The organism is Bradyrhizobium sp. CCBAU 51765 (assembly GCF_015291725.1).
GTDB classification, from domain to species: domain Bacteria; phylum Pseudomonadota; class Alphaproteobacteria; order Rhizobiales; family Xanthobacteraceae; genus Bradyrhizobium; species Bradyrhizobium liaoningense.
The window spans coordinates 2,377,208-2,404,164 of the sequence record NZ_CP030038.1; the positions used below are offsets into that span (position 1 = coordinate 2,377,208).

Consider the following 26,957-nt stretch of genomic DNA (forward strand, 5'->3'; position numbering starts at 1 on the left):
ACATGCTGCCCACCGACCGTCTGGCCTATTCGTCGATCGCGGACCGGCCGCCGCTGGTGCTTCCGGATGCTGCGCGTGTCGCCGTCTGGGTGATCGTCAATGTGGAGGAATGGGACCCGAAAGAGACGATGCCGCGAACGGTGCTGACACCGCCGGCCGGTGGCGCGCCGATGCCCGATATCCCGAACTGGGCTTGGCACGAATACGGCAATCGCGTCGGATTCTGGCGCATGCTCGATGTGCTGGACCGCTTCGCTATCAAGGCTGCGCTCGCCATCAATGGCAAGGCGATCGGCACGTATGAGCCGATCGCGAAGGCGGCGCATGACCGGGGCTGGGAATTCATCGGTCACGGCTTCGGCCAGAAGAACATGCAGAAGGTCCCGGACGAGCGCGAGGACATCCGCAAGACGCGCGACGCGATCCGCGCCTTTACGAACAAGAAACCGCGCGGCTGGCTGGGTCCCGGGCTGACCGAGACCTGGGAGACGCCGGATATCCTGGTGGAGGAAGGGTTCGACTACGTCTGCGACTGGGTGCTCGACGATGAGCCCGTGGTCCTGAAGACCCGCACGAAGCCGATCGTGAATGTGCCCTACACCCAGGAGTGCAACGACGTGGCGATGATGCTGATCCAGCATCACAAGGCGTCGGAATACCGGGATCGTGCCATAGACCAGTTCGACCAGATCTATGCCGATGCCAAGACCTCATCCCGTATCATGGCGCTGGTGGTTCATCCTTACATCATGGGAGCGCCGCACCGGCTCAAATACTTCGCAGCCGCAATCGAGCATATCAAGCGTCATCCTGATGCGACGTTCTGGACCGGAGAGCAGATTTACGACTGGTACCTGTCGCAACGTCCGAACGCACTGAACGATCACGCTCCGGCATGATGGGGATCAATCTCTTTCAGATCCTGAACGGCCTGACCTTCGCGGCGCTGATCTTCATCGTCGCGTCCGGCTTCACCTTGATTTTCGGCTTGCTGCGCATCGTCAATCTCGCTCACGGAGCACTCTATCTGGTCGGAGGCCTCGCCGGCTATTCGGCGGCAAAGGCCAGCGGAAGTTTCGTGGTGGGAGCGTTGGCGGCGATGGTGCTGGTCGCAGCGCTGGGCGCGGTGCTCGACCGCGGCCTGTTGAGCTTCGTGCGCGGCGTCGAATTGCGTCAGGTGCTGCTCACGCTCGGAGTCGCCTTCATTCTCAACGACATCTCGCTCGTGATCTGGGGCGGAGACACGTTTTCGGTGCCGGTCCCGGAGGTCCTGAGAGGGGCCATGTGGATCGGCGGCGTGATGTATCCGAAGTATCGCATCTTCGTTCTGGTTCTCGGCCTGCTGGTGTTTGCCGCGCTCTGGCTGCTCCTCAACAAGACGCGGCTCGGCGCGCTGATCCGCGCAGGTGTCGACGATCCCGAGATGGTCGAAGCCATGGGCATCAACATCCGTCGGGTTTTCCTCGGTACATTCATGCTCGGGGCGGCCCTGGCAGGCCTCGGCGGGGTGGTGGGAGGTGCCTTCCTGACTCTTTACCCCAGTGCCGACGCTGAGATCCTGGTGTTCTCGCTCGCGGTCGTCATCATCGGCGGACGCGGCAGTCTCGTGGGCGCTGCGCTCGGCGCCTTGCTGGTGGGCCTTTTGAACGCGATCGGGCAGGTGATGTTTCCAGAACTCGCCTATTTCGTCATTTTCGGACCGATGGCGCTGCTGCTGGCGTTCCGGCCGCTCGGCCTGTTCGGGAGGGCAGCGTGAGATCGGCTCCGCTCACCCCGGCTGTATCGTCGCCGGCTCCTTTGCTCCGCCGGCCTCGCGCCGTCGGCTGGATCGCGATGGTGCTGCTGGTCCTCGCCGTCCTGCCTGCCGTCTTGCCGAGTTATCAGGTCTCTGTCGTAACGCAGGTCCTGATCTTCAGCGTCCTGGCGATGTCGATTGACATTCTCGCGGGATTCGCAGGACGCACCTCGCTCGGTCATGGCGCTATTTTTGGCGTCTCCAGTTATGTCGCGATCTACTGGAGCTCGACGCTTGGCGGCGACATCTGGATCGGCATCGCCCTCGGCATTCTGGCGGCGACGGCGCTTGCCGGCGTGTTCGCGGCGTTGGCCATCCGTACGTCAGGCGTCTATTTCCTGTTGCTGACGCTGGCGCTCGGCATGATCGTGTGGGGCGTCTGCTTGCGCTGGACGGCGGTCACGGGCGGCGAAAACGGGCTGCGCGGTGTCGGTCGTCCCGCCTTTATCGCAGACCATGCCAGCTTCTATTACGCCGTGCTCATCATTGTCGCGCCACTGACCTGGCTGATGTGGAGGCTCGTCCACTCGCCGTTCGGGCTGACCTTGCGCGGAATCCGCGACTCCGAGAGTCGTATGCGGAGCCTCGGCTACAACGTTCCGCTCCACCTGTTTGTGGCATTCGTGTTGTCCGGATTCTTCGCAGGCGTCGCCGGCGGTCTCTACGTCCTGTTCAACAATTTCGTCAGTCCCTCGACCGTGCAGCTGTCGCAGTCGGTCTCCGCTCTGCTGATGGCCATCACCGGCGGCGTCGGCACGTTGCTCGGTTCCTTCGTGGGAGCCGCCGCCATCATCGTCCTGGAAAACGCCGTCAGCGCCTACACCGCGCGGTGGCCGAGCGTGCTTGGGATCGCCTTCGTGCTCATCATGATCTTCGCGCCGGAAGGCGTGGTCGGCCGTGCGCGCCTTCTGCTCGCACGCCGGCGTTCCCGTTCCCCGAAACCAAATCATTCCGGAGGTTAGACGATGGACCGCAGACGCTTCCTGAAAACGACCGGCCTTACGCTCGCAGCCGGCACCGGTGCTCTAGCCGCCCCCTTCGTGGCGCGTGCCCAGGCGGCGCCGATCCGTATCGGCCTGATGGCGCCGCAGACCGGCGTCGTCGCGGCCGGCGGCCGCGAGATCATCGACGGCTTTTCGCTGTTCTGGGAGAGCGCAGGCAGTCAGGCGGGCGGCCGCAAGGTGGAGATCATCGTCGAAGACGACGCCTCCAATCCGGACACGGCGCTGCAGAAGGCGCGACGCCTTGTCGAGCAGGCCAAGGTGGACATGCTCTTCGGCAATCTTCTGGCCAACACCGGCCTTGCCGTTGCCAATTACGTCAAGGGCAACGGGACGCCGTACTTCATTCCGGTGATCGCGGCCGACGATCTCACCCAGCGCACCAGGATCAAGAACGTGATCCGCGCCGGCGGTTACAGTGCCAGCCAGTTCTCGCGGCCTCTTGCGGACTGGGCGCTGAAGCAGGGTTACCGCCGGGTCGCGATGATCTCGCAGGATTACACCTTCGGCCACGAGCAGTGCGGCGGCTTCGCCCAGACGTTCACGGAAGGCGGCGGCACTGTGGTCGGCCAGTTCTGGCATCCGCTGAACACGTCCGATTTCAGCCCCTATCTTGGTCAGGTGGCGGGTGTGAAGGCTGACGTCGTGTTCGCGATGCAGACCGGCGCAGACGCCACGCGCTTGATCCAGCAATATGCGAGCTTCGGTCTGAAGGATCAGATACCCCTGCTGGGATCGCAGAACGCGACCGACCAGTCCGTCATCAGGACGATGGGCGCCGAGTGCGAGGGGATCGTCACCTCCGCCCATTTTGCCGAGGGCGCCGATCTGCCGGCCACCCAGGCGTTCGTCAAGACCTATTCGGACAAGTTCAGCAAGATCCCCTCGCTCTACGCCTTCTCGCACTATGTCGGCGCGATGTGGGTGGCCAAGGCGATCAACGCGATCAACGGCAAGGTCGAAGACCGCGATGTCTTCCTCGACACCGTGCTCAAGACCGACCTTCCGGACAGCCCGCTCGGCAAGCCGGTTCGCTTCGATGATTACGGCAATCCCGTCTACGACGTCGTCATCCGCAAGACCATGAAGAACAAGGACGGAAAATTCTGGAATGTCCCGATCGGGGGCTATCCGCAGGTGTCGCAGTTCTGGAAGTACGACCCCGCGACCTACATGAAGCAGCCGCCCTATTCGCGGGATTTCCAGGGCATCAAGAAGACCTGAGACCATCGAGGCGGCGGCTAGCTGGCCGCCACGTTCTGCCAATTGATGAGAATGCGCGTGCCGGACACCATCCTCAAGCTTGATCACGTCGGCGTCTCCTTCTACGCGTTGAAGGCGGTTGACGACGTGACCCTGCGGGTCAGGCGTGGCGAGCGACGAGCCATCATCGGCCCCAATGGTGCCGGCAAGACCACGCTGTTCAACGCCATCACGGGCGTGGTACCGCCGACGTCCGGCCGGGTCGAATTCGATGGCCGCGACATCACGAGGATGCCGCCTCACCGCCGAGCCGCTTGCGGCATCAGCCGCACCTTCCAGATCACCAACCTGTTTCCGAGCCTGACGGTCGAGCAGAACATGCAGCTCGCGCTTTGCGGCCTGACGCCGCGCAAATTTTCGCTGCTTGGTTCGGGCGGGCTGACCGATGCCGAACGCGGCCAGGCCGACCGCGCCCTCGGTTTGTCACGGCTCGGTGCACGTGCAAGATCGCTGGTGAGCGAATTGTCGTATGGCGAGCAGCGACAGCTCGAGATGGCGATGGCGCTGGCGCCGAATCCCCGGCTGCTGCTGCTCGACGAGCCCGCCGCCGGCCTTTCGCCGGCCGAGCGCGTCATCGTCGCCGACGTCATCCGCAGTCTGCCGGCGGAGATCACCATCGTCCTGATCGAGCACGATATGGACCTGGTGCTCTCCCTGGTGGACTGGGTAACCTGTCTCAACAACGGTCGGTTCCTGGCCGAGGGGGCGCCGGCAGAGATCCGCGGCAACGCTGACATCCAGGACGTCTATCTCGGCAAGGCACACCGTCATGCTTGAGATCCGCGATCTTCACAGTTTCTATGGCGAGGCCCATGTGGTGCAGGGGGCCTCGCTCACGGTGCGCGACCGCGAGGTGGTCGCGCTGCTTGGCCGCAACGGCATGGGCAAGACCAGCCTGATCCGCTCGGTGATGGGCTTGTCGGCGCCCCAGGTGCGCCGGGGCAGTGTGGCGTGGAAGGGCGAAGTCCTCACCGGGATGACGTCGCACGAGATCGCCGGGCGCAAGATCGCGCTTGTGCCGCAAGGGCGGCGGCTGTTCCCCTCGCTCACTGTTACCGAACATCTCACCATGATCAAATCCGTCCGCGCTCGCGACGGCTGGACCGTCGATCGCGTCATGGAGCTGTTCCCGCGGCTGGCCGAGCGGCGTCAGCACCGCGGCAACCAGCTCTCGGGCGGCGAGCGGCAGATGCTCGCCGTGGCGCGCGCGCTGATGATCGACCCTGAGCTCATCCTGATGGACGAACCCTCGGAAGGACTGGCGCCCGTCATGGTCCAGCATCTGGAAGGCATCATCGCGCGGCTGAAGGAGGCGGGCCTGGCGATCCTGCTGGTCGAACAGAACCTCTACAGCGCACTTGCGGTCGCAGACCGCGTCTATGTCATCGAGACCGGCAAGATCGTCCACGAGGCGGATGCGTCGGCCCTGGTCGATAATCCACAATCACTCATACGCTTCCTCGGCGTGCACTGAGACCCGACTGCATGAAGATCGATATCCACAGCCACGTCATTCCGGATCGCATCGTCAGCGCCATCGCCGCCGATCCCAAGCGCTTCCGTGCGCGTGTCGAAGGCGGGGGGCCTGCGCGCAAGATCATTCATGACCAGGGCTACGTCTATCCCTTGTTCGAGGAATTTCGCCAGACGGACGCCAAGCTCGCCGCCATGGACCGCAAGGGCATCGACATCTCCGTGATCTCGCCGGCGCCGCCGATGTTCTATTATTGGGCCGATGCCGATCTCGCGCTCGAAGTCGCCGGCCTCGTCAATGACGGCGTGGCGGACATGGTCGGCGCCAAGCCCGCCCGATTGCGCGGCATGGCGACCGTGCCGATGCAGCATCCGGATGCCGCCGTCGCCGAACTCGAGCGCGTCGTTCGCGCCTACGGCTTCAAGGCCGTGGAGATCGGCACTTCGATCGAGGGTGCGCAGCTCGCCGAGGAGCGTTTCCGTCCGCTGCTGCGCCGCGCCAGCGAGCTCAACGTCTTTGTCTTTGCGCATCCTTACTATGTCGGCGCGAAGAGCGGGCTCGAAAACTATTATCTCACCAATCTCATTGGCAATCCGCTGGACACGACGGTGATGCTGGCCAATCTCATGTTCTCCGGCCGGCTCGACGAACTGCCCGACCTGAAGCTCGTCCTGGCGCATGGCGGCGGCTTTGCGCCGTACCAGATCGGCCGGCTCGTGCACGGACACGCGGTCCGCAGCGAAGCCAACGGCATCAGCAAATCCTCGCCCAAGGACTTGCTCAAGCGGATCTATTTCGACAGCCTGGTTTTCGAACCGAAGGCGCTGCGTTACCTGATCGATCTTGTCGGCGCCGATCACGTCTGCATCGGAACCGACGCCCCCTTCGATATGGCCGACGCCGATCCCGGTGCGACGATCGAGGCGGTGCCGGCGATCACGCCGCTGGAGCGTCAATGCATCTGCTGCGGCACAGCGCTGAAGCTACTGTGCGAAGGTTGAATGAAAAGGAGTAAGAGATGTCCGAGCCCGTCGGCAACAGTCTCCGCAACCGGCTGTCCTACAGCCCGATCCACCGTAGACCGTCGCTCAAGCTCCCAAACGATGCGCGGGTGGCGGTGTGGACCATCGTCAATGTGGAGAACTGGAGTCCTAACGGTGCGATGCCGCGCGCTGTGCTGCCGCCACCGATGGGACAGCCGCTGCTGCCTGACGTTCCCAACTGGGCCTGGCACGAATACGGCATGCGCGTCGGTTTCTGGCGTTTTCTGGACGTGCTTGGCAGCCGGAATTTGAAGGCGACCTTCGCGCTCAACGGTTCCGTCTGTGAGCTCTATCGCGAAGCATGCGAGGCGGCGCGGGACGCGGGATGGGATTTCATGGGGCACGGCTTCGTGCAGAAGCCGATGCACAAGGTCGAGGACCAGAAGTCGGCGATCGCCGACACGATCGCTGCGATCACGAAATTCACCGGCAGGCCGCCCCGCGGCTGGGAAAGCCCGGGCCTCACAGAGACGGACGAGACGCTGGACCTGCTGGCTGAAGCCGGCATCGAATATGTCGCGGATTGGGTGCTGGACGAGCAGCCGATCCCGCTGAAGACGCGCCACGGCGACATCATCTCCGTTCCCTACACGGTCGAAATCAATGACGTCGTCATCAGCGCGGTACAGCAGCAGCCCTCGGACGAAATCCTGCGTCGCGGCCGGGATCAATTCGACCGGCTCTATCTCGATGGCGCCAAGGCGCCGCGCGTCATGGCCATTTCCATCCACCCATATTTGACGGGTGTGCCGCACCGGATAAAATATCTCGAGATGCTCTACGACTACATTCTCGGCCGCGACGGTGTCGTGATGTGGACCGGGGCCGAGATATTAGATTGGTATCGCTCGCAAATGCCGGCTTAGGCCGGCGACGCTGCCGTGTCAGGACAGGAAATATTCGATGGCTTGCATTGTAAGCATCAGCAGCAGCGAGGCAGGCCACCGGCAGGAAGCGCTGATCGCCGAGCACTGCGAGATCATCACAGCGCTGCAGGAGTGCGACGGAAGGCGTGCGGGGCGCATTTTCACGCGCCACGCCGGCCGTGCGCGCGAGCGCGTGTTATCGGCGCGCTCGCCTATCGTGCCGTAAGGAGCCAGCGATGAAGGCGCCCCCCTTTGCCTATCACGATCCGCGCAGCCGCGATGATCTGATCGGCTTGCTCGCAGAGCTCGAGAACGCCAAGCTTTTGGCGGGTGGCCAGTCGCTGGTGCCGATGTTGAATTTCCGTGTGGTCGCACCCGACCACCTGATCGACATCAACCGCATTCCGGATCTTGCCGGCATCCGCCTTTCCGCGGACGACGTTGTGCTTGGGGCCATGACGCGGCAGTGCGATCTGCAGGCATCCGCGGACCTCGCCGCATCGGCGCCGATCATTCGCGAGGCGCTGGCTCATGTCGGTCACTTCCAGACCCGTTCACGCGGCACGATCGGAGGAAGCTGCTGCCATCTGGATCCAGCGGCGGAATTGCCGGCCTTGTGCGCGCTGTTCGATGCCGAGTTCGACGTCGCGGGTCCAAACGGCGCACGCGTCGTGAAGGTCGGCGACTGGTTCAAGGGTTATCTCGAGTCGGCGCTCGAAGAGCGGGAATATCTGCAGTCGATAAGGTTGCGCCGCTGGCCGGCCGGGCACGGCTACGGTTTCAGCGAATATGCGCGCAGGCGCGGCGATTTCGCCATCGCCGGCGCGGGCGCGTTGCTCGAATTTGCTAAAGATGCTCGCATCCGGCGGGCCGCGATCGTCGTGTTCGGCGTGGAGCCTGCGCCGGTCCGGCTGGCTGAAGCCGAGCAGATGCTGGTGGGCCAGACATTCAGCGAGACGCTGCTGGCCGAAGCCGCCGCCCAGGCGAGCGCGCTCGATGCGATGGCCGACGTGCATGTCTCCGCCGCTTATCGGCGACGCCTTGCCGGCGTCGTGACCCGGCGCGCGCTCACCGAGGCCGTCCGCCTCGCGAGGGAAGCGGTATGAGCGCCCGGAAAATCAGTCTGACCGTCAACGGTCAAGCCGTCGAGGCCGAGGTCGAGGCCCGCGTCAACCTTGCCGATTTCGTGCGTCAGGCCATCGGGCTGACCGGTACGCATGTCGGCTGCGAACATGGGGTGTGCGGCGCCTGCACGATCATCGTGGATGGACGGCCCGCGCGCGCCTGCCTGATGCTCGCCGTTCAAGCCGATGGGGCGGAAGTGGAGACAGTCGAGAGTCTGGGAACGCCGGAGGCGCTCTCGGAACTCCAGCAGGCCTTCCGTGATCGTCACGCGCTGCAATGCGGCTTCTGCACGCCGGGCATGTTGATGACGATCGAGGCTCTTCTGCGCGTCGAAGCTTCGCCGACGCGCGAGCAGGTCAGGGACGTGCTGTCGGGCAATCTCTGTCGCTGCACCGGCTATCAGGCCATCGTCGATGCGGCGCTGGATGCAGCCAAAGCGCGCAGGGGGACGCGATGAGCACGCGCTATTTCGGTGCCGCCGTTCCGCGCCTCGAAGATCCCCGCCTTCTCGCGGGCAGGGGGACCTATGTCGACGACATCGTCCTGCCTGGCATGCTTCATGCCGTCTTCCTGCGATCGTCGGTCGCTCACGGCCGCATCCGACATCTTGATTCGACAGCAGCCCTGTCGATGCCGGGCGTGCGCGCGGTCTATGCGATGGCCGATCTGGCCGGGTTCGGCGCAGGGCCGATGCCGGCGATGGCGCCTCATCCGCTGTTGAAGACCCCGATCACCTGCAGCCCGCTTGCGAGCGACGAGGTTTGCTACGTGGGCGAGGCGATCGCGATGGTTCTCGCCGACAGTCGCGCCGAGGCCGAGGACGCGCTGGCGGCGATCGAACTCGACATCGAGCATCTTCCAGTGGTCGCAAACGCACGCCAAGGCATCGCGGACGGCGCGCCGCGGGCCCATTCGGGCCGGGACAGCAACGTGATCGCCACGCTGCGCGGGTCCCATGGCAATGTCGACGCGGTCTTCGCCGCCGCGGCGCATCGGTTCAGCGAGACGTTCGAAATCCATCGCGGGGGCTGCCACGCGATGGAATGTCGCGGCGTCGTCGCGGCGCCGGAGCCGCGATCAGGCGAACTGTCGCTCTGGACCTCGTCGCAGTCGCCTTACATGGTGCGGCGGCATCTAGCGACGTATCTCGGCCACGATGAAGCCGATATTCGCGTCACGGCGCCGGACGTCGGCGGCGGGTTTGGGCCCAAGGCCAACGTGTACCCGGAAGAATTCGCCGTCGCACTTGCCGCGCTCGCCTGCGGCCATCCGGTCAAGTGGATCGAAGACCGACAAGAGCACTTCCTTGCAACAACGCAGCAGCGCGACCAGTTCTGGTCGCTGGAGGTCGCCTGCGATGCGGCCGGCCGCATGTTGGGCGTGCGCGGCCGCTGCATTCACGACAACGGCGCCTATGCGCCTTATGGTCTCATTCTGCCGACCACGGCGCTGGCGTCCTTTCCGGGCCCTTACGCCCTTGCCGCGTTCGATTTGTCGATCGACGTCGTGCTGACCAATCTGGTGCCGACATCGCCGGTGCGGGGCGCCGGCCGACCCAACGCCGCCTTCGTGCTGGAGCGCCTCGCCGATACCATTGCCCGACGTCTGAATCTGCCGCGCGAGGAGGTACGCCGCCGCAGTTTTGTCCGCGCCGAACAGATGCCGTATGTCACGGGCGGTAAGATGCGCGACGGCTCACCGGTCGCATATGATAGCGGAGATTACGCAAGGGCGCTGTCGCTCGTGGTCGACAAGATCGATGCCGCCAGCTTCGAGGAGCGCCGCGCCGAAGCTGCAACTCGAGGCCGTCTGCTCGGCCTCGGCTTCGCGTCTTGCGTCGAGGACACCGGGCTTGGGCCGTTCGAGGGCGCCTCGGTCCGCGTCACGCCGGCCGGCAAGGTGGTGGTCGCGACGGGCGCTGCGAGCCAGGGCCAGGGGCATGCGACGACGTTGGCCCAGATCGCCGCCGATGCGCTTGGGGTCGATCTGTCCCAGGTGACCGTCAAGGCCGCCGACAGCCGCATCTTTCCGCTCGGGATCTCCACGATTGCGAGCCGCGTGGCCGTCACCGCGGGGTCTTCGGTCGAGATCGCTGCGCGCAAGGTGCGCGACAAGGCGATCAAGGTTGCCGCCCATATGCTCGAGGCGGGCGAGCACGATCTGGAGATCGAGAACGGGCAGGTTCGCGTCGTCGGCGTGCCCGACATGAACGTGCCGTTATCGACCATTGCACGGGTTCTGTCCGGCTCAGCCGGCGTGCCGATCCCTGCCGGCGTCGAGCCGGACCTGGCCGCAACCGGCTATTTCGACGCGAACCAGCTCGCCTTCGCCTACGGGTCTCAGGCCTGCGAAGTCGAAATCGATCCTGAAACCGGTGATACCCGGATCACCCGCTACGTGGTCGCGCATGATTGCGGAAGATTGATCAATCCGCTGATCGTCGATGGCCAGATCAGGGGCGGGGTCGTGCACGGCATCGGCAACGCCTTGTTCGAGCATATGCGGCACGACGAGGCGGGGCAGCCGTTGACCGCGACCTATGCAGATTACCTGCTGCCAGGCGCTGCCGAGATGCCGGATATTGAGATCCATCACATCGAGACGCCGTCGCCGCGCAACCCGATCGGAGCCAAGGGCGCCGGCGAGGGCGGCACGATACCCGCGGCGGCCTGCGTAATCTCCGCCATCCAGGATGCGCTAGGGCCAGAGGCGCCATTCGTCACGATGCATCCGGTCTCACCGGAACAGATCGTGGAATGGATCGACCAAGCCAGAAAATAAAGCAGGGGGAAATGATGAGCGTGGTGGCAGATACGGCGCCTTTGACGGCAGCCTCGGCGATGATGTCGGTTCAGTCGGGCGCCAGGCTCGACCGCTTGCCGATCTCAGCGTTCCAGAAGCAAATATTCCGGCTTATCGGAGCCGGCATGAGGCGGAGGACCATCGTCACCGAAATCGAGAAGGAGTGTGGTGCGTCCGCCTTGCCACCATTGCCGCCCACGGCCGCAGTCAAGAGCTTCGGCGCGGCGGAATTGTTCGGGCCGGTCCAGCTGCCCTGCCTGATCCTCGGGTCGATCGTTCTGATCGTGATCAATACCCTGATCTTCGGCTTCGTGACGTGGCTGCCGACCTTCTTCGTTCAACAGGGCATGACGCTGACGAAGTCGAGCGTTTTTGGGTCATCTTCGCCTTCCGGGCCACCTCAGGCCGCGCCCATGGAATCAGGGCTGGTTAGGTCAAACAGCTTCGCGGCCGGCCGATAGGATTGCTTAATTGGGCCGGCGAGCCAGACGTGTCCCACTGGCGGGCCCCGGAGATAAGACAACGAGCCGCTCCCATGATCGGCTCACCAGCCCCTTCGTCAAAGCCGGCCACCGCCTCGCCGACGACGACAGCCGCCTCGTGCGCGCGTCCCTGCGCGAGCAGGAAGCGGCCAAGAGAGACGGCTGCACGCAATTCCCAGCCCTTGGCGTCCTGGCGCCGTGCTTCGATCATGGCGTGGCGAAGATGATGCTCAGCGATCTGTTGATATGGCTCCCCGGCTCTGCTGACGATATCGCCACGCGCGCGACGCATCTCCGGAAGAAGATAGAGCTCTCCGTTGCGCTTGGCCCGCTTCAAAGCTTCGTTGAGCACTCTCAGAGCCTCGTCATGCTCTCCCCCGGCAGCCATGGCTTCGGCAAGGCTGCACGAGAATTGCGTGTTGAGCACCTCGTGCCTTTCGGTCTGCAGCACCGACATCGCCGCGGTCAACTCCTCGATGCCCAGATCGAGGTTGCCCCTCAAGGCCGCGATTTGCCCGCGCATCCCGACCCCTACCGCGAGGTAAGGTTCCAAGGAGTTCTCCTCTGCACAAGCGATAACCCCATCGACGCGTCGCGCCGCAGTGTCAAGATCATGCGACCAGATGGCGGTGGTTGCCGTATAGATGTTCGCGATGCACACTGCAACCGGCTGCTGTCGATCGACGGCCTCGCGTATAACCTCGTGAGACAGGCGGGACGCCTGATCCCAAAAGCCGCGGAGCCACAATGTCCGCACCAAAACGATGAGACCGCGGATGCGTTGATCATAGCCAAATGCGTTGAAGCGTGATACCGGGACACTCAACGAACATTTGAGAGCAGATTCACAACAGCTCTGTGCCCTCGCCTGATTACCGCTGAGGTGGTAGGCGGTCGCCTTCATCCATTTGGTCATTGCAGACAGATCATCCCGCGATGTCGACGCCGCCAATTTCGACGCTCGACATGAGATTTCATGTATGCCGTGAACATCGCCGATCCGGGCCTTGAAGATGTGCATGGCCGACAACAAACGCAATTCCTGCTCGCTCGCCTTCAATTGCCGCGCAATTGTGAGTCCGCGCTCGATCAAATGCTGGATTTGCTGCGAGTTGCCGCGCATGAACATGTTCGAGGCACCAAGTCCCTCCCACAATGTCAGCTCTGTTTCGGCGCTGCCCCCCAATCCATCAAGAACGGCAAGGGCCCGCTCGCACCACAGGCCACACTCTCTCAGGAGTGACCGCCTCAAGAGCAGTGGAACGGCCTTGGCCACCAGGTCAGGTGCCCCTTCCCGGTCGGGCGACCGCGAAAAGCTCCAGCTTAGAGCTAAACGCAGATTCGCGATCAGGCCGACAATGTCCTCTTCAGCAACTGCCTCCCTGCTCCCCGTCGGTCCTTGCAGCGCAGTGATCCACTTCGCGACGTAGGCTGCATGACGACGGGCAACCGAGTCGTAATTACCGCTCCGCTCAAGCCGTGCGAACGCGTACGCCCTCGTCAGACCGAACAGACGATAGTGAAGTCCTCCCTTCACCATGTCCTCTCGGATAAGCGATTTTTCGGCCAGGCTCACGAGGGCATCGGCAACATCATCTCGGCGGATTCCATCTTCGCCGGCGACATCTTCAGCGGCGGTCACGGTGAACGGTCCGACGAAGATGGATAAGCGCGTCAATATTAGTTGATCTCGCTCGCGGAGCAGATCATAGCTCCAATCCAATACCGCGTTCATCGTTTGGTGCCGGCGAGCTGCATTACGACGACCGCGCCACATCAAGCCAAATCGATGATCGAAAAGTTGGCCTGTTCCTTCGACACCATGACTGGCCACTCGGCCGGCGGCGAGCTCGATGGCAAGGGGTACGCCCTCGAGACGACGGCAGATCGACGCTATGGTGGACACCTCTATGTCGGTGATCTCACGCTGATAGCCACTCGCGGCGACCCGATCCAAAAACAGCCGAACGGCAGGCCATTCCATCGCGCTCGCGGCTGTCATCTCCTGCTTGCATGGAGGATGAGCCAGCCCGCTCAAGCGATACACTGCTTCACCGTCTGCGCGAAGGGTCTCCCGGCTTGTCGCAAGAATGCGCAATTCGGGAGCCCCTTCCATCAACCGCTCGACAGCGGAGGATGCTGACGCAATGAGATGCTCGCAATTATCCAGGACGATCAGCGCCCGCATATGCCGGATGCTCGCCAGAATCTCGCCGAGAACGTCGTCGGACGTGGGCGCCAGTCGAAGCGCTTCGGCGATGCTGAGCTCGACATGCTCGGCGCATGTCGCCGTACTGAGATCGACGAACGCGATCGCGCGGTCGAATTCGCCCATGAGGCGGTGTGCGACGGCTATGGCGAGAACCGTCTTCCCGATGCCGCCCGCCCCAACGATGCTGACCAAGCGGCCAGATCGAAGCATATCCAGGATCGCGGACATCTCCACCGTTCGACCGACCATGCGGTGAAGCCGTGCCGGGAACGTGTCGGCAAAGCTCGGCATCTTCTCAGCGGGCGACCTCGACTTGTCCACGCTTGGACTCTCGTCCGGTTCCACACGCGCCACGAAGCTGTATCCCCGCCGTGGTACAGTAGTGATATAGGACTCTTCGTTGTCGTGCTGCGCGAAAAGGCTGCGCAGCGCAGCGACATGCACGCGCAGATTGCTCTCATCGACAAAGACGTTCGGCCATGCCAAAGCCATCAGGTCGCGATGGCCCATGACAGCGCCGGCATTTTTCACGAGGGCGACCAAAAGGTCGAAAGCGCGTCCAACGAGCTTGACCTCGTCCGCACCGCGCCACAGACGCCGCTCATCGGGCCAGAGACGATATGGGCCGAATTTCAGCCGGTCGACTTGCCGCGTTGAACTTTCCACCATCTATCACTCGACAATACTACTCGTCTCACGCCGCACAGAGTTCCTACCCACGTAGCGGCGGTCCCTGATCCCAACACGCACACCTTCCGTCGCCAAGAACCTCTCTAGCGCGTCAATGGACGTGCCTGGAGCCTGCGTGAACGCGAAATGGCTGACCTTCGGCAATATCAGCAAATAGGCACCAGGAATTGCTTCCGCAATGTGCTCTGTATGCTATCGCTTGATGCCCCCATATTATTCGCCGTCCACCACCTAGACGGGCACCTGCGTCCGCCACGAGATCATAGCTGAAGCCACGGTCATGCCTAGTGCTGCGCCCATGGCCGCGGCTGTCGACGAGAATGACCCGATACGACGAATGCACGAGCGCCCGCGCTTGCAGGGCACGGTAGCTTGAATTCGCAAACCCGCCGTGCAAAAGCAGCACCGGCGGGCCGGCACCGAACTCGTCATAGAAGACGGATGCCCAGTGACATCAATGGGGACTGTCCAGCCGTCATCCAAATCAATGATTTTCACTTCCGTGTGTGGCGGGGGCAGTCCAACGAGCGCACGTCTCTATGCGTCAGATCGGGACGGTCCAACAACCGGCCGAGCATCGTAGGCAAGCAAGAGCATCATTGTTGCGCTTCACTGCTCCATCAGACCAAGGATCGCCGCGGGATCGAACGCCAGCACATGGCATGCGCCGCTTGCAAGGCGCCCAAGGTGGCCAGTCCGCATCCAGCGGTGTGACAGCGGCATCGGATTGAGGCAGACGTCGGCCTCATCCACGCCGACTGCCCTGGCATAAAGGCGGGCAATATGCGTCAGACCATTGGCTCTGACGAGCTCCCCTCGGCGTCTCCGTCGTGCCGGAGCGCATTGAATTGGGGCAACTTCTGAAGATGTGACGTCCAGCAGAGCACTGCGGCTTGATGCGGGGCCAGCAGGTGTCCGTCAATGACGAGAGCGTGATGACATCCCGCAGATCGGGAGGTTGCGGCGCCACCTTTCAGATCGCTATCTGGCGACGCCTCTGCTTAGGGGGCCGGCTCACTCGTCGAAGCCGTCTCCATGAAGACGCCCTTCGGCGTTCTCATAGAGCTCGAGCCGTGACACCGTTCTCGGCCGAGCCTTGTGGTGACCCCATCGAACTATTACAAAGCGCTTCGTACCGCTGGCGCGCTTTTGCGTCAGCCGAATAGCCGCCCGCGAGCACCCAGAGCGCCGCCTGGGAGATGAAGCGCGATACTTTTGCAGTCATGCCCATCGAGGCTCCCATTATGTAGCGTCGCACCGTCCTTGCGAACTCGCGAGGAGCGGCCCGGTCCCTTGCACTCACCGACCTCTGCGTGCTCGACATGTCGCTGAACTCTCCACACGCATCCGCCGTCCGCCTATTGTGCAATATTGGCATCCTGCTGCGCGAACGCATAATGCCATTATCTGATTCAGTTCGCGGCCGTGAGCGATAGATCAAGACAGCTTGTGTGCGGCTCGCCTTCCGCAAGTCCAGTTTCATCAGCATTGGCATTTCTCCCGATTTGTATCGGCGGCGACGGCATGTTGGTCTCTACCCGATGGCGCGATCGGCCATTTCAACCGTTCATTCCGCGATAGATTCGTCGGATCCCCATATAGATCGATCCTTTTCAGAGGCGCCTCATGATCAACAATCGACGCAGTACCGTATCATCTGCTCGATGAGATCGCGCTCGGCCCAGCCAAACGCTCGAAGCGTGTCGTCATCCAGCCTGTGGAGGCCAGCGACGCTTTTCTCTCCCGCGGCTCACTGCGACGCGGCTTCGCCAAGACGCGCTTCGGACCCGATTCCTGATCGCAACTCCTGACTTGCGAAGTACTCATTTTGGATTTCCCTTGTTCCGCGATTGTCTATCTACACACGGCCTTTGACGGTCGGCTTCAAACGTCGCAACAGAGTCGCGAGCTCACGGAACTTGATGGCGCCACGCAATGGAGCAGCAATAGCGCGCCGATAGTGAAGCAGGTGTAGCAAGCAGCAATCATCTCCGGGCCGTTATTCAGATGCAGCGCGACCCGATCGCCTGCCCTGACCCCATTCTCCAGCAGCTCTGTTGAAAGGGCGATTGCCTCCGAATACCCACGCCGGTAGGTCCACCCCTCGCCTTCGAACACGAATGCAGTTTCGTTCGGACGCGACTGCGCCTTCATGGCGAGGATCGGGTTAGACCTAACGCATTCATAGCGACACCAGGACATCCTAAGGGGTCATCCGACGACATTGCGGGTCTGCTTCGCACAAAACCGGCACTACTTCCGACCGCGCACGCGATGCGCGCGACATCGAACGACTGACGCTTAGCGTTCCTGATGCCGAATGGCACGTTATTAATTGCAAATTTTCATAAAGGAACGCGAAGCGCCCGGTTGGTCCGATTCGCACCCGAACACTAGCTCGGCTGCATTCCAACAAATGAGTGTCGCAGCGGCGCGGCTATCTTTTGAATAGCGAAGCACTCACAGTCTGATTGTCTTCCCAGCAAATCGCGACTTTTTGACTTCAGTTGCATTCGATTACGGCAGCGGCCGATTGCCCACGAGCATGGAATGTATAAATCAGCGTTGAGCAGCGCTACCCGCTCAAGCCATCGGTGGTCGGTTTCCCAGCGAGGATTTGTGGCTCGGCAAGGAGAATCTGCGGTATTGGCGCGGGAGTCGCTGGCCACACGAATTTCCCGTCGTCAACGCCAGGCTCCCGACCGATCCTGCCACGGGCGACCGGCAGCAAAAGTTACGGCTGCTCCGGACTTCTGGCGTCCTCCGCCGGTCGAGGCTAGGCAGATGTGTCAGCGGAGGACCGGGACGGACGCATAACGCGAAAGGGAATCATGTCCATAGACGCCGGTCACATCGTCGTTGTCGATGACGACCACACTATTGCTTGCCTTTCTCGAAGCACCGCAGCGTCCTCTGGCCCGAGAGCATCTGCTCCAGTCGACTCGCGTTCACGAGGACATATTCGATCGCAGCATAGGCGTTCAAGTGTTGCGGCTGCGGCGTAAGCTGGAGGTCGACCCGAGTTCGCCACGCGTCATCAAGACCGAGCGGGGAGTTGGCTACATCTTCGCGGTTGCCGTAGAGCCGTTCTAGAGCGATGAGATTAGAATGAATCGTCAAGGCGCTACAGATGTTGGGTGCGCGTGATCTTTCCGGAAAGCCGCTTCGCACTGTTCCGGATGGTGCTGTTGGAACTCGATCGGGGGAGGTACGCCGCAGGTCCGGCCGGGTGATCTCAATCAGATAGGACGGACATTTATCGCATTCGCGCCAGTCAATCCATTGGGCCGACAACATAGGACTAGCGGTTCGGTTTCTTTTGCATCGGTTTCGCCGGTAGCTGCATTCAGTACCGACGAAATCGTCGCGTAGCCGATCTCTCCTATGCGCGGCACGGGCATGTTCGCCTTCAAAGGGAGAGGAGAGCTGATGATACTAATCAGACTCAGCGTAACCACTGTCGCAGCCGCCACGTTGGCATGGCCGGTTTCTAGCCTGAGGGCCAACGGAAAGAATGCCCCCGCCGCGACGTTCGTCACACGAGACGTTTCTGATCCCGTAGCGTTCACCGCCCCTGTCGGGCAAGCGCCTGTGGGACACCGGCAGCGCGCCCAGTGGGGTGCCTGCTCCAGTGCAGGGCTCGCCCGAGGACGTGATACTGCAACGGAGCTGCGCGGCGGCATCCAGCGCGCTGGTCGCCTTTTTCGACGGCCGCCCCGCGTTTGCCATGGCGGCTGTCGGTGGTTCGGCGCACAATGCTAACAAGCCAAATGCCAACATGGTGACGGTGGCAGAGCAAGCCATCCGGTACTTCAAGGAACTGCACGGTGATTCGCGGCTTGGCAAGGTTACCCGCGAGGGCCCGCGATTTTTGTGATGCGCCACTGTTCTTCAGCAACGCAGAGGTCCTTCAAACAGGCGCTGTTTGAACCGCGGATTCTGGACGGTGGAGCGCAGCGCTCTCGGACGGCGGTCGCGCGCCTCAAGAATTCCCGGTAGCCGCGGGGCCGGACGAAGGCGAGCGGCGCGCCTGAACGAACTCGATAATCGCAAACATAACGATCACGACAATGAGCACGACGACTGACGCTGCGGCGATGACGGGGCTGACCTGCAGCAGAATCCCATCCCACATCTGCTTCGGCAAAGTCGACTTGATGCCACCACCGACGAACAGCGCGACCGTCAGTTCCTCGAACGATTGCAGAAAGCCGGTTACGAAGCCGACGGCGAGGCCGCCAGCCACCAGCGGCAACGTGATGCGCCAGAACGTGCGCAGTCGTCCGGCGCCGAGCGTCGAGGCCGCCGCATCGAGATTCCAGTCATACCCCTTGAAGGTCGCCAGCATGACCATAAACACCACGGGCATGGCGATAACCGTGTGGCCGATGGTGATGCCAACGTTGCTTGCCACCAACCCCACCCGCGCGAACAGATAGAACAGCGCGATTGCGATCACGATGGACGGGACCATCATCGGTGAGAGGCAGAGGAGGAACGCGATGCCGCCCAGCCGGCTGCGAGTCCTGGCGACCCCGTAGGCCGCCATCGACGCGATCAGCAGCGTGATGGCCGCCGTCGCGAACCCGATGCCGAATGAACGGGTCATTGCGCCAAGCCAGAGCGGGGAGGCAAAGAACTGCTCGAACCAGCGGGCACTCCAACTCGGCGGTGGAAACGACAGAAAGGTCGAGCCGGTGAAGGCCATCGGGACAAAGGCGATGATCGGCGCCAGCAGCAAGGCGATCATGACCCAGGCGTAGATTGAAAGCAGGACGCCTCCGCGCAGGCCGCGGATATTGCGCTTCCAGATCTCCTCGATCGTGCCGCAGATCAGACCGGCGGCGTTGACGATGGCAAGCCCGGCACGGCGCATTGGGCCGTTGGCTTTCGTTGGTCGCCCATGACCCGTCGTCACCGCCGACAGGTCGAAGATCTGATCGTAAATGAAGCAGATTGTGATGGTCGAGACCAGGAGGATCGCGGCGAGCGCGCTGCCGAGCTGCCAGTTCTGCAGCTCGTTGATCTGCAGGATGATGAGCTGCCCGATCATGGTCTCCTTGGCGCCGCCGACAAGCGCCGGCGTGATGAAGAAGCCGAGCGAGGCCACAAGAACGAGGAGGCCTGCCGAAGCAACGCCGCGTATCGAGGGCTGGAAGAACACCTGCCAGAACGCGCGCGCGCCGTTGGCGCCAAGTGTCGATGCCGCCATCGTCAGGCGGCGGTCGATCTGGTTCATGACCGGCAACATCGTGATGACGGCGAGCGGCAGCAGCGTGTGCACCATGGCGAAGATGACGGTGGCGCGCCCGAACAGCAATTGATCTCCGCCCTTCAGGCCGATCGCGGTCATGGTTTTCGCCACGATCCCGTTGCGCCCGAGCAGCACCAGCCAGGAAAAGTTCTTGATCAGCGCGCTGGTCCAGAACGGCAGCAGTACGAACAAGGCGGCGCTGCGCTGCTGTCGGGCCGGCTTCTGCGACAGCCAATAGGCGAGGGGATAGCCAAGCACCAGGCAGAGCACAGTGGTCCAGAACGCGACCTGGAATGTCGTCGACAGCACGGCGAGATAGGGGCCGCCGCTCCAGATCCGCAGGAACGGAGCGAAAGTCAGCGCTCCGGTGACCTTGTCCATCACGCTCACGGACAACATCTGTGCGGTCGGCCAGACCAGAAACAAGACCAGGAAGCCGAGGCCGGGCAGCGCCAGCCACAGCGGATCGAGCTTGCGTTTGCGCATCTTCGCGTGCGGTTGCTCGGCAATTCCGAGAGACGCCATGTCGGCCATCACTCAGTGCTTTCGTTCGATCCGTCGGAGCTCGGTCATCTCAGCCTATGCGCGTTTGGCAATCGGTGTGGACGTCAATGAGGTGTGGCGGTTCTCAGGCCGTGCCAGGCCAAGGTGCTCGCGGAGGGTTCGTCCTTCATAGTCGTGGCGGAACCGTCCGCGTCGCTGCAGCTCCGGGACCACCTTCTCGACGAAGTCCGTCATCGTGCTCGGCAGCGCCACGAACGAGATCATGAACCCGTCGCAGGCACCCGCCTCGATCCAGGCTTCCATGTGATCGGCCACCTGGGTCGCGGTGCCGCAGAACGTTGCCTTGGCGCGATTGAATCGACGCGCGATCTCGCGCAAGGTCAGGCCTTGGCGGATCAAGCCGGCGATCTCGTCGAAATAGGCCTTGTGGAGGTTTGATGTCGCCGGAATCCGGCTGACCGGCACGGGTTCGTCGAGCGGGAGATCCGACAGGTCGGTTTCGAGATCCTGTCCGAGGCGCAAGATGCCGACATCGGGATGAACGAGGTCCTGCCAGCGATCGAGCTTGTCGCGAGCCTCCTGCTCGGTATCGCCGATCACGACCGAGATTCCCGAGGCGATCTTCAGATCGTCTGGCCGACGGCCGAACTTGGCCATCCGCGCCTTGAGATCGCTGTAGAAGGCTTTGGCGGCATCGAGATTGCCGCTCGACCCGAACACCACTTCGGCATGCTCGGCCGCGAAATCCCGACCGGTGTCGGACGCGCCGGCCTGGATGATGACCGGGCGGCCCTGCGGCGAGCGCTCGATGTTGAGCGCGCCATGCACGGTGAAGTACTTGCCCTTGTGGTCGACCAGATGCTGCTTCTCGGGCAGGAAGCTCTGGCACGTCTCCTTGTCGTAGACGAAGGCGCCGTCTTCCCAGGTGTCCCAGAGTGCTTCGACGACTTCGAGAAACTCCTTCGCCTTGGTGTAGCGGTCGGCGTGCGGGGGTAGTCGTTCGAGACCGAAATTGCGCGCCGCATAGTCGTTTGCGGACGTCACCACGTTCCAGGCGGCGCGGCCATGCGAGATATGATCCAGTGAGGAGAACAGCCTGGCGACATTATAGGGTTCGTAGAAGCTGGTTGATGCGGTCGCTCCGAGGCCGATACGGGTCGTCGCCCCCGCGATGGCCGAAAGCAGCGTGATCGGCTCCAGGACGTTCATGAACAGCGGCGACCGGCTCCAGGCTCTCAGATTTTCGGTGCGCGCGGCCGGCGTGTCCGCGATGAAGAAGAAGTCGAACTTGCCGCGTTCGGCGAGTTGCGCCATCTCGCGGTAGTAGTCGATATCGGTCGAGGCGTGCGGCCGCGCCTCGTCCATCAACCAGGATGCCGCGTGCGATCCGTTGGCGTGCACCAACGCACCGATCACCATCTGCTTCTTCTTGCTCATGACCGTCCCTCGATGTTTTCCTGCCGCTGCAGACGCTATTTCCTGCCACCCATCAGCAGCCATTCCTGAAAGCGCTCCGAGACCGCCGCGTAGTGCTTGCCCCAATAGGCATAGTCGCGCACGGTAAGGCCGGCGAGATTTTCGGGCAGCGTCGGAAGCACTTTTGCGCGTTCAGGCGTAATGAACTTGTAGGCCTTCAGGTTGCTCGGACCATTGGCGACGATGCTGGAATAGGCAGCCTGGCGCTCGGGCTGCATGGAGAATTTTACGAATTCGCGGGCCTGCTTCAGCTTGGTCGTTCCCAGCGGAATCGACCAGCCATCGATGGAGTAGAGGCCTTTCCAGACGATGTTGACCGGGGCGCCGGAATCGATTGCGGCAAAGGCGCGCGCTGACCAAGTATCGGACATGTCGACTTCGCCGTTCTGCAGGATCTGGGTGTTTTGCGCGCCCGCGGTCCACCACACCGCGACCTCGGAGCGAATTTTGTCCATCATCTTGAAGGCGCGGTCGAGGTCGAGGGGGTAGAGATTCTTCGGGTCCACCCCATCGGCGAGCAGCGCCGATTCCAGCACGCCCTTGGGATTGCGATACAGGCCGCGGCGCCCCGGAAACTTGGTCGTGTTCCAGAAATCGGCCCAGCCCGTCGGGGCTTCCTTCTTGTAGACGTCGGTGCGGTAAGCCATCACGATGCCGTAGGCCGAGAAGCCGAACCAGTTCGGCATAAGAGCGCCCGAAATCAGCTCGTCATCCGGCCCCTTGGTGATTTCGAGCGGCTCGAGATAGTTCTTCTCCTGGGTCAGGCGCAGCACGTCGTCGGGGGTCACCATGCAGACGTCCCAGAGCTTGCTGCCGGTGTCGACGATGACCTTGAACTGCGTGACCGGGTCGGATTCGTGGGCAACGCCTTCGACACGGATGCCGGTGGCCTTCTCGAATGGATCATAGAAGGCGGTGCGCAGCGCGGCGCCTGGCGCGCCCCCGACGTCAGCGACGGTGATCTGCTCGGCTGCGCTGGCCCGTCCGGACCAGACCGCGGGCAGTGCGACACCGGTGGCGGCCACGCCTGCGGCTTTCAGAAGCTTTCGTCGTGAGATGCGCGTGGTGGCGGACATTGTTTTGTTCTCCCCGTGATGCACTGACTGATGTCGGAACGGCGTGATGTGATGGCGTGGCGTCATGCGCCCGATGTCGATGGACTGCTGTCGAGGACCCGGGCCTGATCGCGCTCCCACCGGATGAAGACGTTGTCATCGATTTCGACCGGCGGCAGGCCGGCCGTGCGACGCACGGTGATCGCGGTGCCGCTGGCGAGGCGGACCAGAAGCCGCGTCTCCGAGCCCGCATAAATGCTCTCCTGAACACGACCGCTCAACAGCGCTTCATCAGCGCCGCAGAGAACGAGCTTTTCCGGGCGCACCACCAGCGCAGCCGGTCGGCCGAGCTGCAAATCGCAACCGTCGGGCAGCGGCAGGACGCCATCGCGTGTCTCAAGGCGTCCGTTGGCAGCAATGCTGCCATGGATCAGATTGGATGCGCCGATGAAATCGGCGACGAACGTGTTGGCCGGCCGTTCGTAGAGATCCTGGGGCGTGCCGAGCTGCTCGATTCGGCCCTCGTTCATCAGGCATATGCGGTCAGCCAGTGCGAGGGCCTCTTCCTGATCGTGCGTCACGAAGATGATGGTTGCACCGGTCTCGCGGTGCAGTCGCTTGATCTCGATCCGCATGTCCTCCCTGAGCTTCTTGTCGAGGGCGGACAGTGACTCGTCCATCAGGATCAGCGATGGCCGATAGACGAAGCAGCGCGCCAGCGCGACCCGCTGCTGCTGGCCGCCGGACAGTTCGCGGGGAAAGCGGTTGGCGAAGTCCGACAGCCCGACCATCGCGAGCGTGGCTTCGGCCCGGCTCTTGATTTCAGCCGCGGGAACGCGCCGCATCTGCAGCGGGAACGCAACGTTTTCGCGGACAGTGAGGTGAGGGAACAGCGCGTAGTTCTGGAACACCACGCCGATGTCGCGCTTGTCCGCTGAGTTGTCGGTCTCGTCGCGGCCATCGATGATCAGCTGGCCTCCCGAGGGCTCGACCAGACCGCAGATGATCTGGAGAAGCGTGGTCTTGCCGGACCCGGATGGACCGAGAACCGCGAGGAGCTCGCCGGCAACGACCTTCAGCTCGATTGGTCCGAGCACGGTTGCCTCGCCGTAAGCCTTCGAGATGCCGCGAACATGCAACTTGACGGTCGACGCGGCCGGACCGGTCGGTGCCGACGCAGAGGTCTGGTTCGATGCGGCGAGCCTGGCGGTCGTATCCTTTGCGTCGCGCGACGATCGCCACAACATGCGAAACACGTCGGTACGGCGGCTTCGAAGGGGAGCGGCAGGGATCGCGTCCATTACAGATCCTGTCAGGTCAACTCGGACTAAGTAAGCCGTCGGGATCCGCAACGTGTAAATTACGAAAACCGGGTCCTTTGCTTAGATGACGCCTAATCGGTTTGGTTGCGGAATTATTGGGCGAACCGTGATCAACCATTGATCTTTTCGCCTTCGGCGTTGGCGATCGCCCGCTATAGCTTTCAGGTAATCAGCGGCGACGATTTTCGTATTTTACCCCGGCCGCGGAATCCATAAGTCTCGCTGGCCTGACCTCGCGTCTCGGAGGAGCCATAGATGATGAATTCCGCCACCTCGCCGGAAGAGCAGCAGCTTCGTGTTGATCTCGCAGCCGCTTTCCGCAGCATTGCGAGGCTGGGCATGCATGAGGCCGTCGCCAACCATTTCAGCGCAGCGATCTCCGCCGATGGCCGCCGCTTCCTGATGAATCCAAAGTGGCGTCACTTTTCGCGCATCAGGGCGAGCGATCTCGTTCTGTTCGACCTGGATGATGAGCGAGGCGTCAAGGGGCGGACGGACGTCGATCCGACGGCCTGGGCCATCCATGGCCAGATGCACAGGCAACTGCCCCAGGCGCGGGTTGTGATGCATCTCCACCCGCCTTTCGCGACCACGATCGCGTCGCTCATGGATCCGCAGATCAAGCCGATCGATCAGAATACCGCACGCTATTTCAATCGCCTCGCCATCGACGACGGCTATGGCGGCATGGCCGACAGTGAGCAGGAGGGCGCGCGCCTTGCCGCTCTGCTTGGCAACAAGTCGCGGTTGATGATGGGAAACCACGGCGTGCTCGTGATCGCCAATACGGTCGGCGAAGCCTTCGACGACATCTACACGCTGGAGCGCGCCTGCCAGATTTTGGTTCAGGCCTACGCGACGGGGCAGCCGTTGAGGGTGCTGCCCGACGCTGTCGCCGAGAGCACCGCGCAGGATTGGGAGCAGATCACGGACTTCTCGATCGCGCATTTCGAAGAGATGAAATGCATCCTGGATGCCGAGGATCCGTCCTACGCGCAGTGATGGCTGCCGACATGCGCTGTTCCGGCAAGTTCTGGGATGCCGCTGAGAGATCGAGACAGGAGCGGACATGATACGCACGGGCGAAGAGTATAAAGCCTCCATTCGCGACGGTCGCGCGGTCTATATGAACGGCGAGAAGATCAAGGACGTCACCATCCATCCAGCGTTCAAGCCGCTGGTCGATCTCAGGGCGCGGATCTACGACCTCCAGCATGACCCTGCGACGCGGCATCTGATGACTTACCGCGAGGACGGAGAGGTCAATGCGATCAATAACAAATTGCCGCTCAGTCAGCAGGATTGGTGGGACAAGCGTCGCGCGACCGATACGGTTCTGGAGGATGCCGGCGGCATCATCACGCGCGTTGGCGATGAGACGGTCGGCGAAATGTGGTCGCTGTTTGACGGGCAGGATGTGCTCAACGACGTCGATCCGCAATTCTCCAAGAACATTCGCTGCCACATTCTGAAAGTTCTGCACTCCGATCCGTTTCACGTCTCGGCCAATACGGACCCCAAGGGTGACCGCTCGAAGGCTCCGCAGGACCAGGATCCTGACATGTTGCTGCATGTCGTCAGGGAGACCGACGCCGGGATCGTGGTGCGGGGTGCCAAATACGAGACGGCGGCCGCCTACGCCAATCAGGCCTTCACCAAGCCGACCATCGCCAATTGGGGCGATGCCGCCTACTCCGATTATGCGGTTGGGTTCATCTGCGATCTCAACGCCCCGGGCCTCAAATTCATCTGCCGCACCGGCTTTGCGGGCCGCGCACCGGCCGAAGATTACCCGTTGTCGAACCGGTTCGACGAGGTCGATACGCTGGTGATCTTCGACGACGTCCTGATCCCCTGGGACAATGTGCTGTTCTATCGGCATACGAAGGCGGCGGCCTACATCCGGGCCACGCTTCATCGCTACTCGGCGTTTGCGTTCGTGCAGCGGAATCTGAAGTTGGCTGACATGCTGATCGGCGCGGCGCTGTTCAACGTTCGTCAGACTGGACTTGAGAAGCAGCAAGCGGTGCAGGAGAAGCTTTCCAAGCTCGCGATCTATCGCGAGGGGATCAACGCGCATCTGACGGCGGCGATCGCTCTGCCTGAGCGCAGCCCGGGCGGCTTGATGATGCCGAACCAGTCGCTGCTCTATACCGGGCGTGTGCTGGCCTGCTCGCAACTTCATGAGATGATGCACGTCGCGCGCGAGTTGTGCGGAGGCCAGGTCTGCGTGACGCCGGACAAGGCGGCGTTCGACGATGCCGACACAGGGCCGTGGCTGGAGAAGTTCTACACTGTCAACGAGCATTGGATCGCCGATGACCGGCGCCGGCTGCTATCCTTTGCGCGCGACCTGCTCAACTCGGACTATGCGGGCCATCGGCTGACCTTCCAACTGTTTGCGCAGTCGGCGCCGTTCGCGCACCTTGCCGCGGTGTATCGAAATTTCGATTGGGACGGTCCGCTCGATTTCGTGCGCAGATCCGCGGGACTCTCGGAGAGGGTCATGAAAGAGAAGGGCGCTCAGACAGGGGATCGTGCCGTCAACCAATGGTTTGGACAGATCCGCGATGCGGCCGAATAGCGAGAGGGC

General features: G+C 62.6%; 24 protein-coding genes and 1 pseudogene. 16 read left to right on the forward strand and 9 right to left on the reverse strand.

The window, feature by feature from the left end:
• Positions 1 to 2: 2 nt before the first annotated feature.
• The 12 genes from XH96_RS11230 to XH96_RS11285 all read left to right on the forward strand — a co-directional run bounded on the left by XH96_RS11230 (position 3) and on the right by XH96_RS11285 (position 11,830).
• The gene (locus XH96_RS11230; RefSeq protein ID WP_194394103.1) at positions 3 to 899 is read left to right on the forward strand and encodes a polysaccharide deacetylase family protein; all 897 of its coding nucleotides are present in this window, start codon (positions 3 to 5) and stop codon (positions 897 to 899) included.
• Positions 896 to 1,756, forward strand: coding sequence for a branched-chain amino acid ABC transporter permease (locus XH96_RS11235; RefSeq protein WP_194392545.1), 861 nt, complete (start codon positions 896 to 898; stop codon positions 1,754 to 1,756). The genes XH96_RS11230 and XH96_RS11235 overlap by 4 nt, the downstream gene beginning before the upstream one ends.
• Entirely contained in the window at positions 1,753 to 2,757 is a 1,005-nt protein-coding gene (locus XH96_RS11240) for a branched-chain amino acid ABC transporter permease (RefSeq protein WP_194392546.1), read from the forward strand. The genes XH96_RS11235 and XH96_RS11240 overlap by 4 nt, the downstream gene beginning before the upstream one ends.
• Positions 2,758 to 2,760: 3 nt before the next feature.
• The gene (locus tag XH96_RS11245) at positions 2,761 to 4,020 is read left to right on the forward strand and encodes an ABC transporter substrate-binding protein (protein WP_194392547.1); all 1,260 of its coding nucleotides are present in this window, start codon (positions 2,761 to 2,763) and stop codon (positions 4,018 to 4,020) included.
• A 57-nt stretch (positions 4,021 to 4,077) separates the two neighbouring features.
• Positions 4,078 to 4,836, forward strand: coding sequence for an ABC transporter ATP-binding protein (locus XH96_RS11250; protein WP_210337874.1), 759 nt, complete (start codon positions 4,078 to 4,080; stop codon positions 4,834 to 4,836).
• Positions 4,829 to 5,533: an ABC transporter ATP-binding protein gene (locus XH96_RS11255; protein ID WP_194392549.1), complete on the forward strand. Its 705-nt coding sequence runs from the start codon at positions 4,829 to 4,831 to the stop codon at positions 5,531 to 5,533. The genes XH96_RS11250 and XH96_RS11255 overlap by 8 nt, the downstream gene beginning before the upstream one ends.
• 11 nt (positions 5,534 to 5,544) lie before the next feature.
• Positions 5,545 to 6,534 (forward strand): amidohydrolase family protein, encoded by a 990-nt coding sequence (locus tag XH96_RS11260; RefSeq protein ID WP_194392550.1) that lies wholly within the window; start codon positions 5,545 to 5,547, stop codon positions 6,532 to 6,534.
• A 17-nt stretch (positions 6,535 to 6,551) separates the two neighbouring features.
• Positions 6,552 to 7,442, forward strand: coding sequence for a polysaccharide deacetylase family protein (locus XH96_RS11265; RefSeq protein ID WP_194392551.1), 891 nt, complete (start codon positions 6,552 to 6,554; stop codon positions 7,440 to 7,442).
• A 179-nt stretch (positions 7,443 to 7,621) separates the two neighbouring features.
• Positions 7,622 to 8,548 (forward strand): xanthine dehydrogenase family protein subunit M, encoded by a 927-nt coding sequence (locus XH96_RS11270; protein WP_194392552.1) that lies wholly within the window; start codon positions 7,622 to 7,624, stop codon positions 8,546 to 8,548.
• Positions 8,545 to 9,024: a (2Fe-2S)-binding protein gene (locus XH96_RS11275; RefSeq protein ID WP_194392553.1), complete on the forward strand. Its 480-nt coding sequence runs from the start codon at positions 8,545 to 8,547 to the stop codon at positions 9,022 to 9,024. Before XH96_RS11270 ends, XH96_RS11275 begins: the two co-directional genes overlap by 4 nt.
• Complete coding sequence (locus XH96_RS11280) at positions 9,021 to 11,348, forward strand: xanthine dehydrogenase family protein molybdopterin-binding subunit (RefSeq protein ID WP_194392554.1); 2,328 nt, start codon at positions 9,021 to 9,023, stop codon at positions 11,346 to 11,348. The genes XH96_RS11275 and XH96_RS11280 overlap by 4 nt, the downstream gene beginning before the upstream one ends.
• Before the next feature lie 11 nt (positions 11,349 to 11,359).
• Positions 11,360 to 11,830, forward strand: a complete 471-nt coding sequence (locus XH96_RS11285) for a hypothetical protein (RefSeq protein WP_194392555.1) — start codon at positions 11,360 to 11,362, stop codon at positions 11,828 to 11,830.
• Here the strand turns inward: XH96_RS11285 and XH96_RS11290 are convergent.
• The 5 genes from XH96_RS11290 to XH96_RS11310 all read right to left on the reverse strand — a co-directional run bounded on the left by XH96_RS11290 (position 11,799) and on the right by XH96_RS11310 (position 16,907).
• Positions 11,799 to 14,732 (reverse strand): winged helix-turn-helix domain-containing protein, encoded by a 2,934-nt coding sequence (locus XH96_RS11290; RefSeq protein ID WP_194392556.1) that lies wholly within the window; start codon positions 14,730 to 14,732, stop codon positions 11,799 to 11,801. The genes XH96_RS11285 and XH96_RS11290 overlap by 32 nt on opposite strands.
• Positions 14,733 to 14,844: 112 nt before the next feature.
• The gene (locus XH96_RS39815; RefSeq protein WP_194392557.1) at positions 14,845 to 15,159 is read right to left on the reverse strand and encodes an alpha/beta fold hydrolase; all 315 of its coding nucleotides are present in this window, start codon (positions 15,157 to 15,159) and stop codon (positions 14,845 to 14,847) included.
• 203 nt (positions 15,160 to 15,362) lie between these two features.
• The gene (locus XH96_RS11300; protein ID WP_194392558.1) at positions 15,363 to 15,506 is read right to left on the reverse strand and encodes a hypothetical protein; all 144 of its coding nucleotides are present in this window, start codon (positions 15,504 to 15,506) and stop codon (positions 15,363 to 15,365) included.
• Between the two features lie 304 nt (positions 15,507 to 15,810).
• Positions 15,811 to 15,984, reverse strand: coding sequence for a hypothetical protein (locus tag XH96_RS11305; protein ID WP_194392559.1), 174 nt, complete (start codon positions 15,982 to 15,984; stop codon positions 15,811 to 15,813).
• A gap of 653 nt (positions 15,985 to 16,637) precedes the next feature.
• Positions 16,638 to 16,907: an AMP-binding protein gene (locus tag XH96_RS11310; protein ID WP_194392560.1), complete on the reverse strand. Its 270-nt coding sequence runs from the start codon at positions 16,905 to 16,907 to the stop codon at positions 16,638 to 16,640.
• A 723-nt stretch (positions 16,908 to 17,630) separates the two neighbouring features.
• Between XH96_RS11310 and XH96_RS11315 the strand changes: the two are divergent.
• Positions 17,631 to 17,846: pseudogene (locus XH96_RS11315) on the forward strand (winged helix-turn-helix domain-containing protein); the annotation flags it as partial.
• A gap of 538 nt (positions 17,847 to 18,384) precedes the next feature.
• Positions 18,385 to 18,630: a hypothetical protein gene (locus XH96_RS11320; RefSeq protein WP_194392561.1), complete on the forward strand. Its 246-nt coding sequence runs from the start codon at positions 18,385 to 18,387 to the stop codon at positions 18,628 to 18,630.
• A 105-nt stretch (positions 18,631 to 18,735) separates the two neighbouring features.
• Here the strand turns inward: XH96_RS11320 and XH96_RS11325 are convergent, their stop codons facing one another.
• The 4 genes from XH96_RS11325 to XH96_RS11340 all read right to left on the reverse strand — a co-directional run bounded on the left by XH96_RS11325 (position 18,736) and on the right by XH96_RS11340 (position 24,289).
• Complete coding sequence (locus tag XH96_RS11325) at positions 18,736 to 20,532, reverse strand: ABC transporter permease subunit (RefSeq protein WP_246790048.1); 1,797 nt, start codon at positions 20,530 to 20,532, stop codon at positions 18,736 to 18,738.
• Positions 20,533 to 20,586: 54 nt separating this feature from the next.
• Positions 20,587 to 21,948: an LLM class flavin-dependent oxidoreductase gene (locus XH96_RS11330; protein WP_194392562.1), complete on the reverse strand. Its 1,362-nt coding sequence runs from the start codon at positions 21,946 to 21,948 to the stop codon at positions 20,587 to 20,589.
• Between the two features lie 35 nt (positions 21,949 to 21,983).
• Entirely contained in the window at positions 21,984 to 23,063 is a 1,080-nt protein-coding gene (locus XH96_RS11335; protein WP_194392563.1) for an ABC transporter substrate-binding protein, read from the reverse strand.
• Between the two features lie 62 nt (positions 23,064 to 23,125).
• On the reverse strand, positions 23,126 to 24,289 hold the full coding sequence (locus tag XH96_RS11340) for an ABC transporter ATP-binding protein (RefSeq protein WP_246790050.1): 1,164 nt from the start codon (positions 24,287 to 24,289) through the stop codon (positions 23,126 to 23,128).
• 330 nt (positions 24,290 to 24,619) lie between these two features.
• On the opposite strand from XH96_RS11340, the gene XH96_RS11345 reads away from it, so the two are divergent.
• Entirely contained in the window at positions 24,620 to 25,366 is a 747-nt protein-coding gene (locus tag XH96_RS11345; RefSeq protein WP_194392565.1) for a class II aldolase and adducin N-terminal domain-containing protein, read from the forward strand.
• 67 nt (positions 25,367 to 25,433) lie between these two features.
• Positions 25,434 to 26,948, forward strand: a complete 1,515-nt coding sequence (locus XH96_RS11350) for a 4-hydroxyphenylacetate 3-hydroxylase family protein (protein WP_194392566.1) — start codon at positions 25,434 to 25,436, stop codon at positions 26,946 to 26,948.
• Positions 26,949 to 26,957 lie beyond the last annotated feature (9 nt).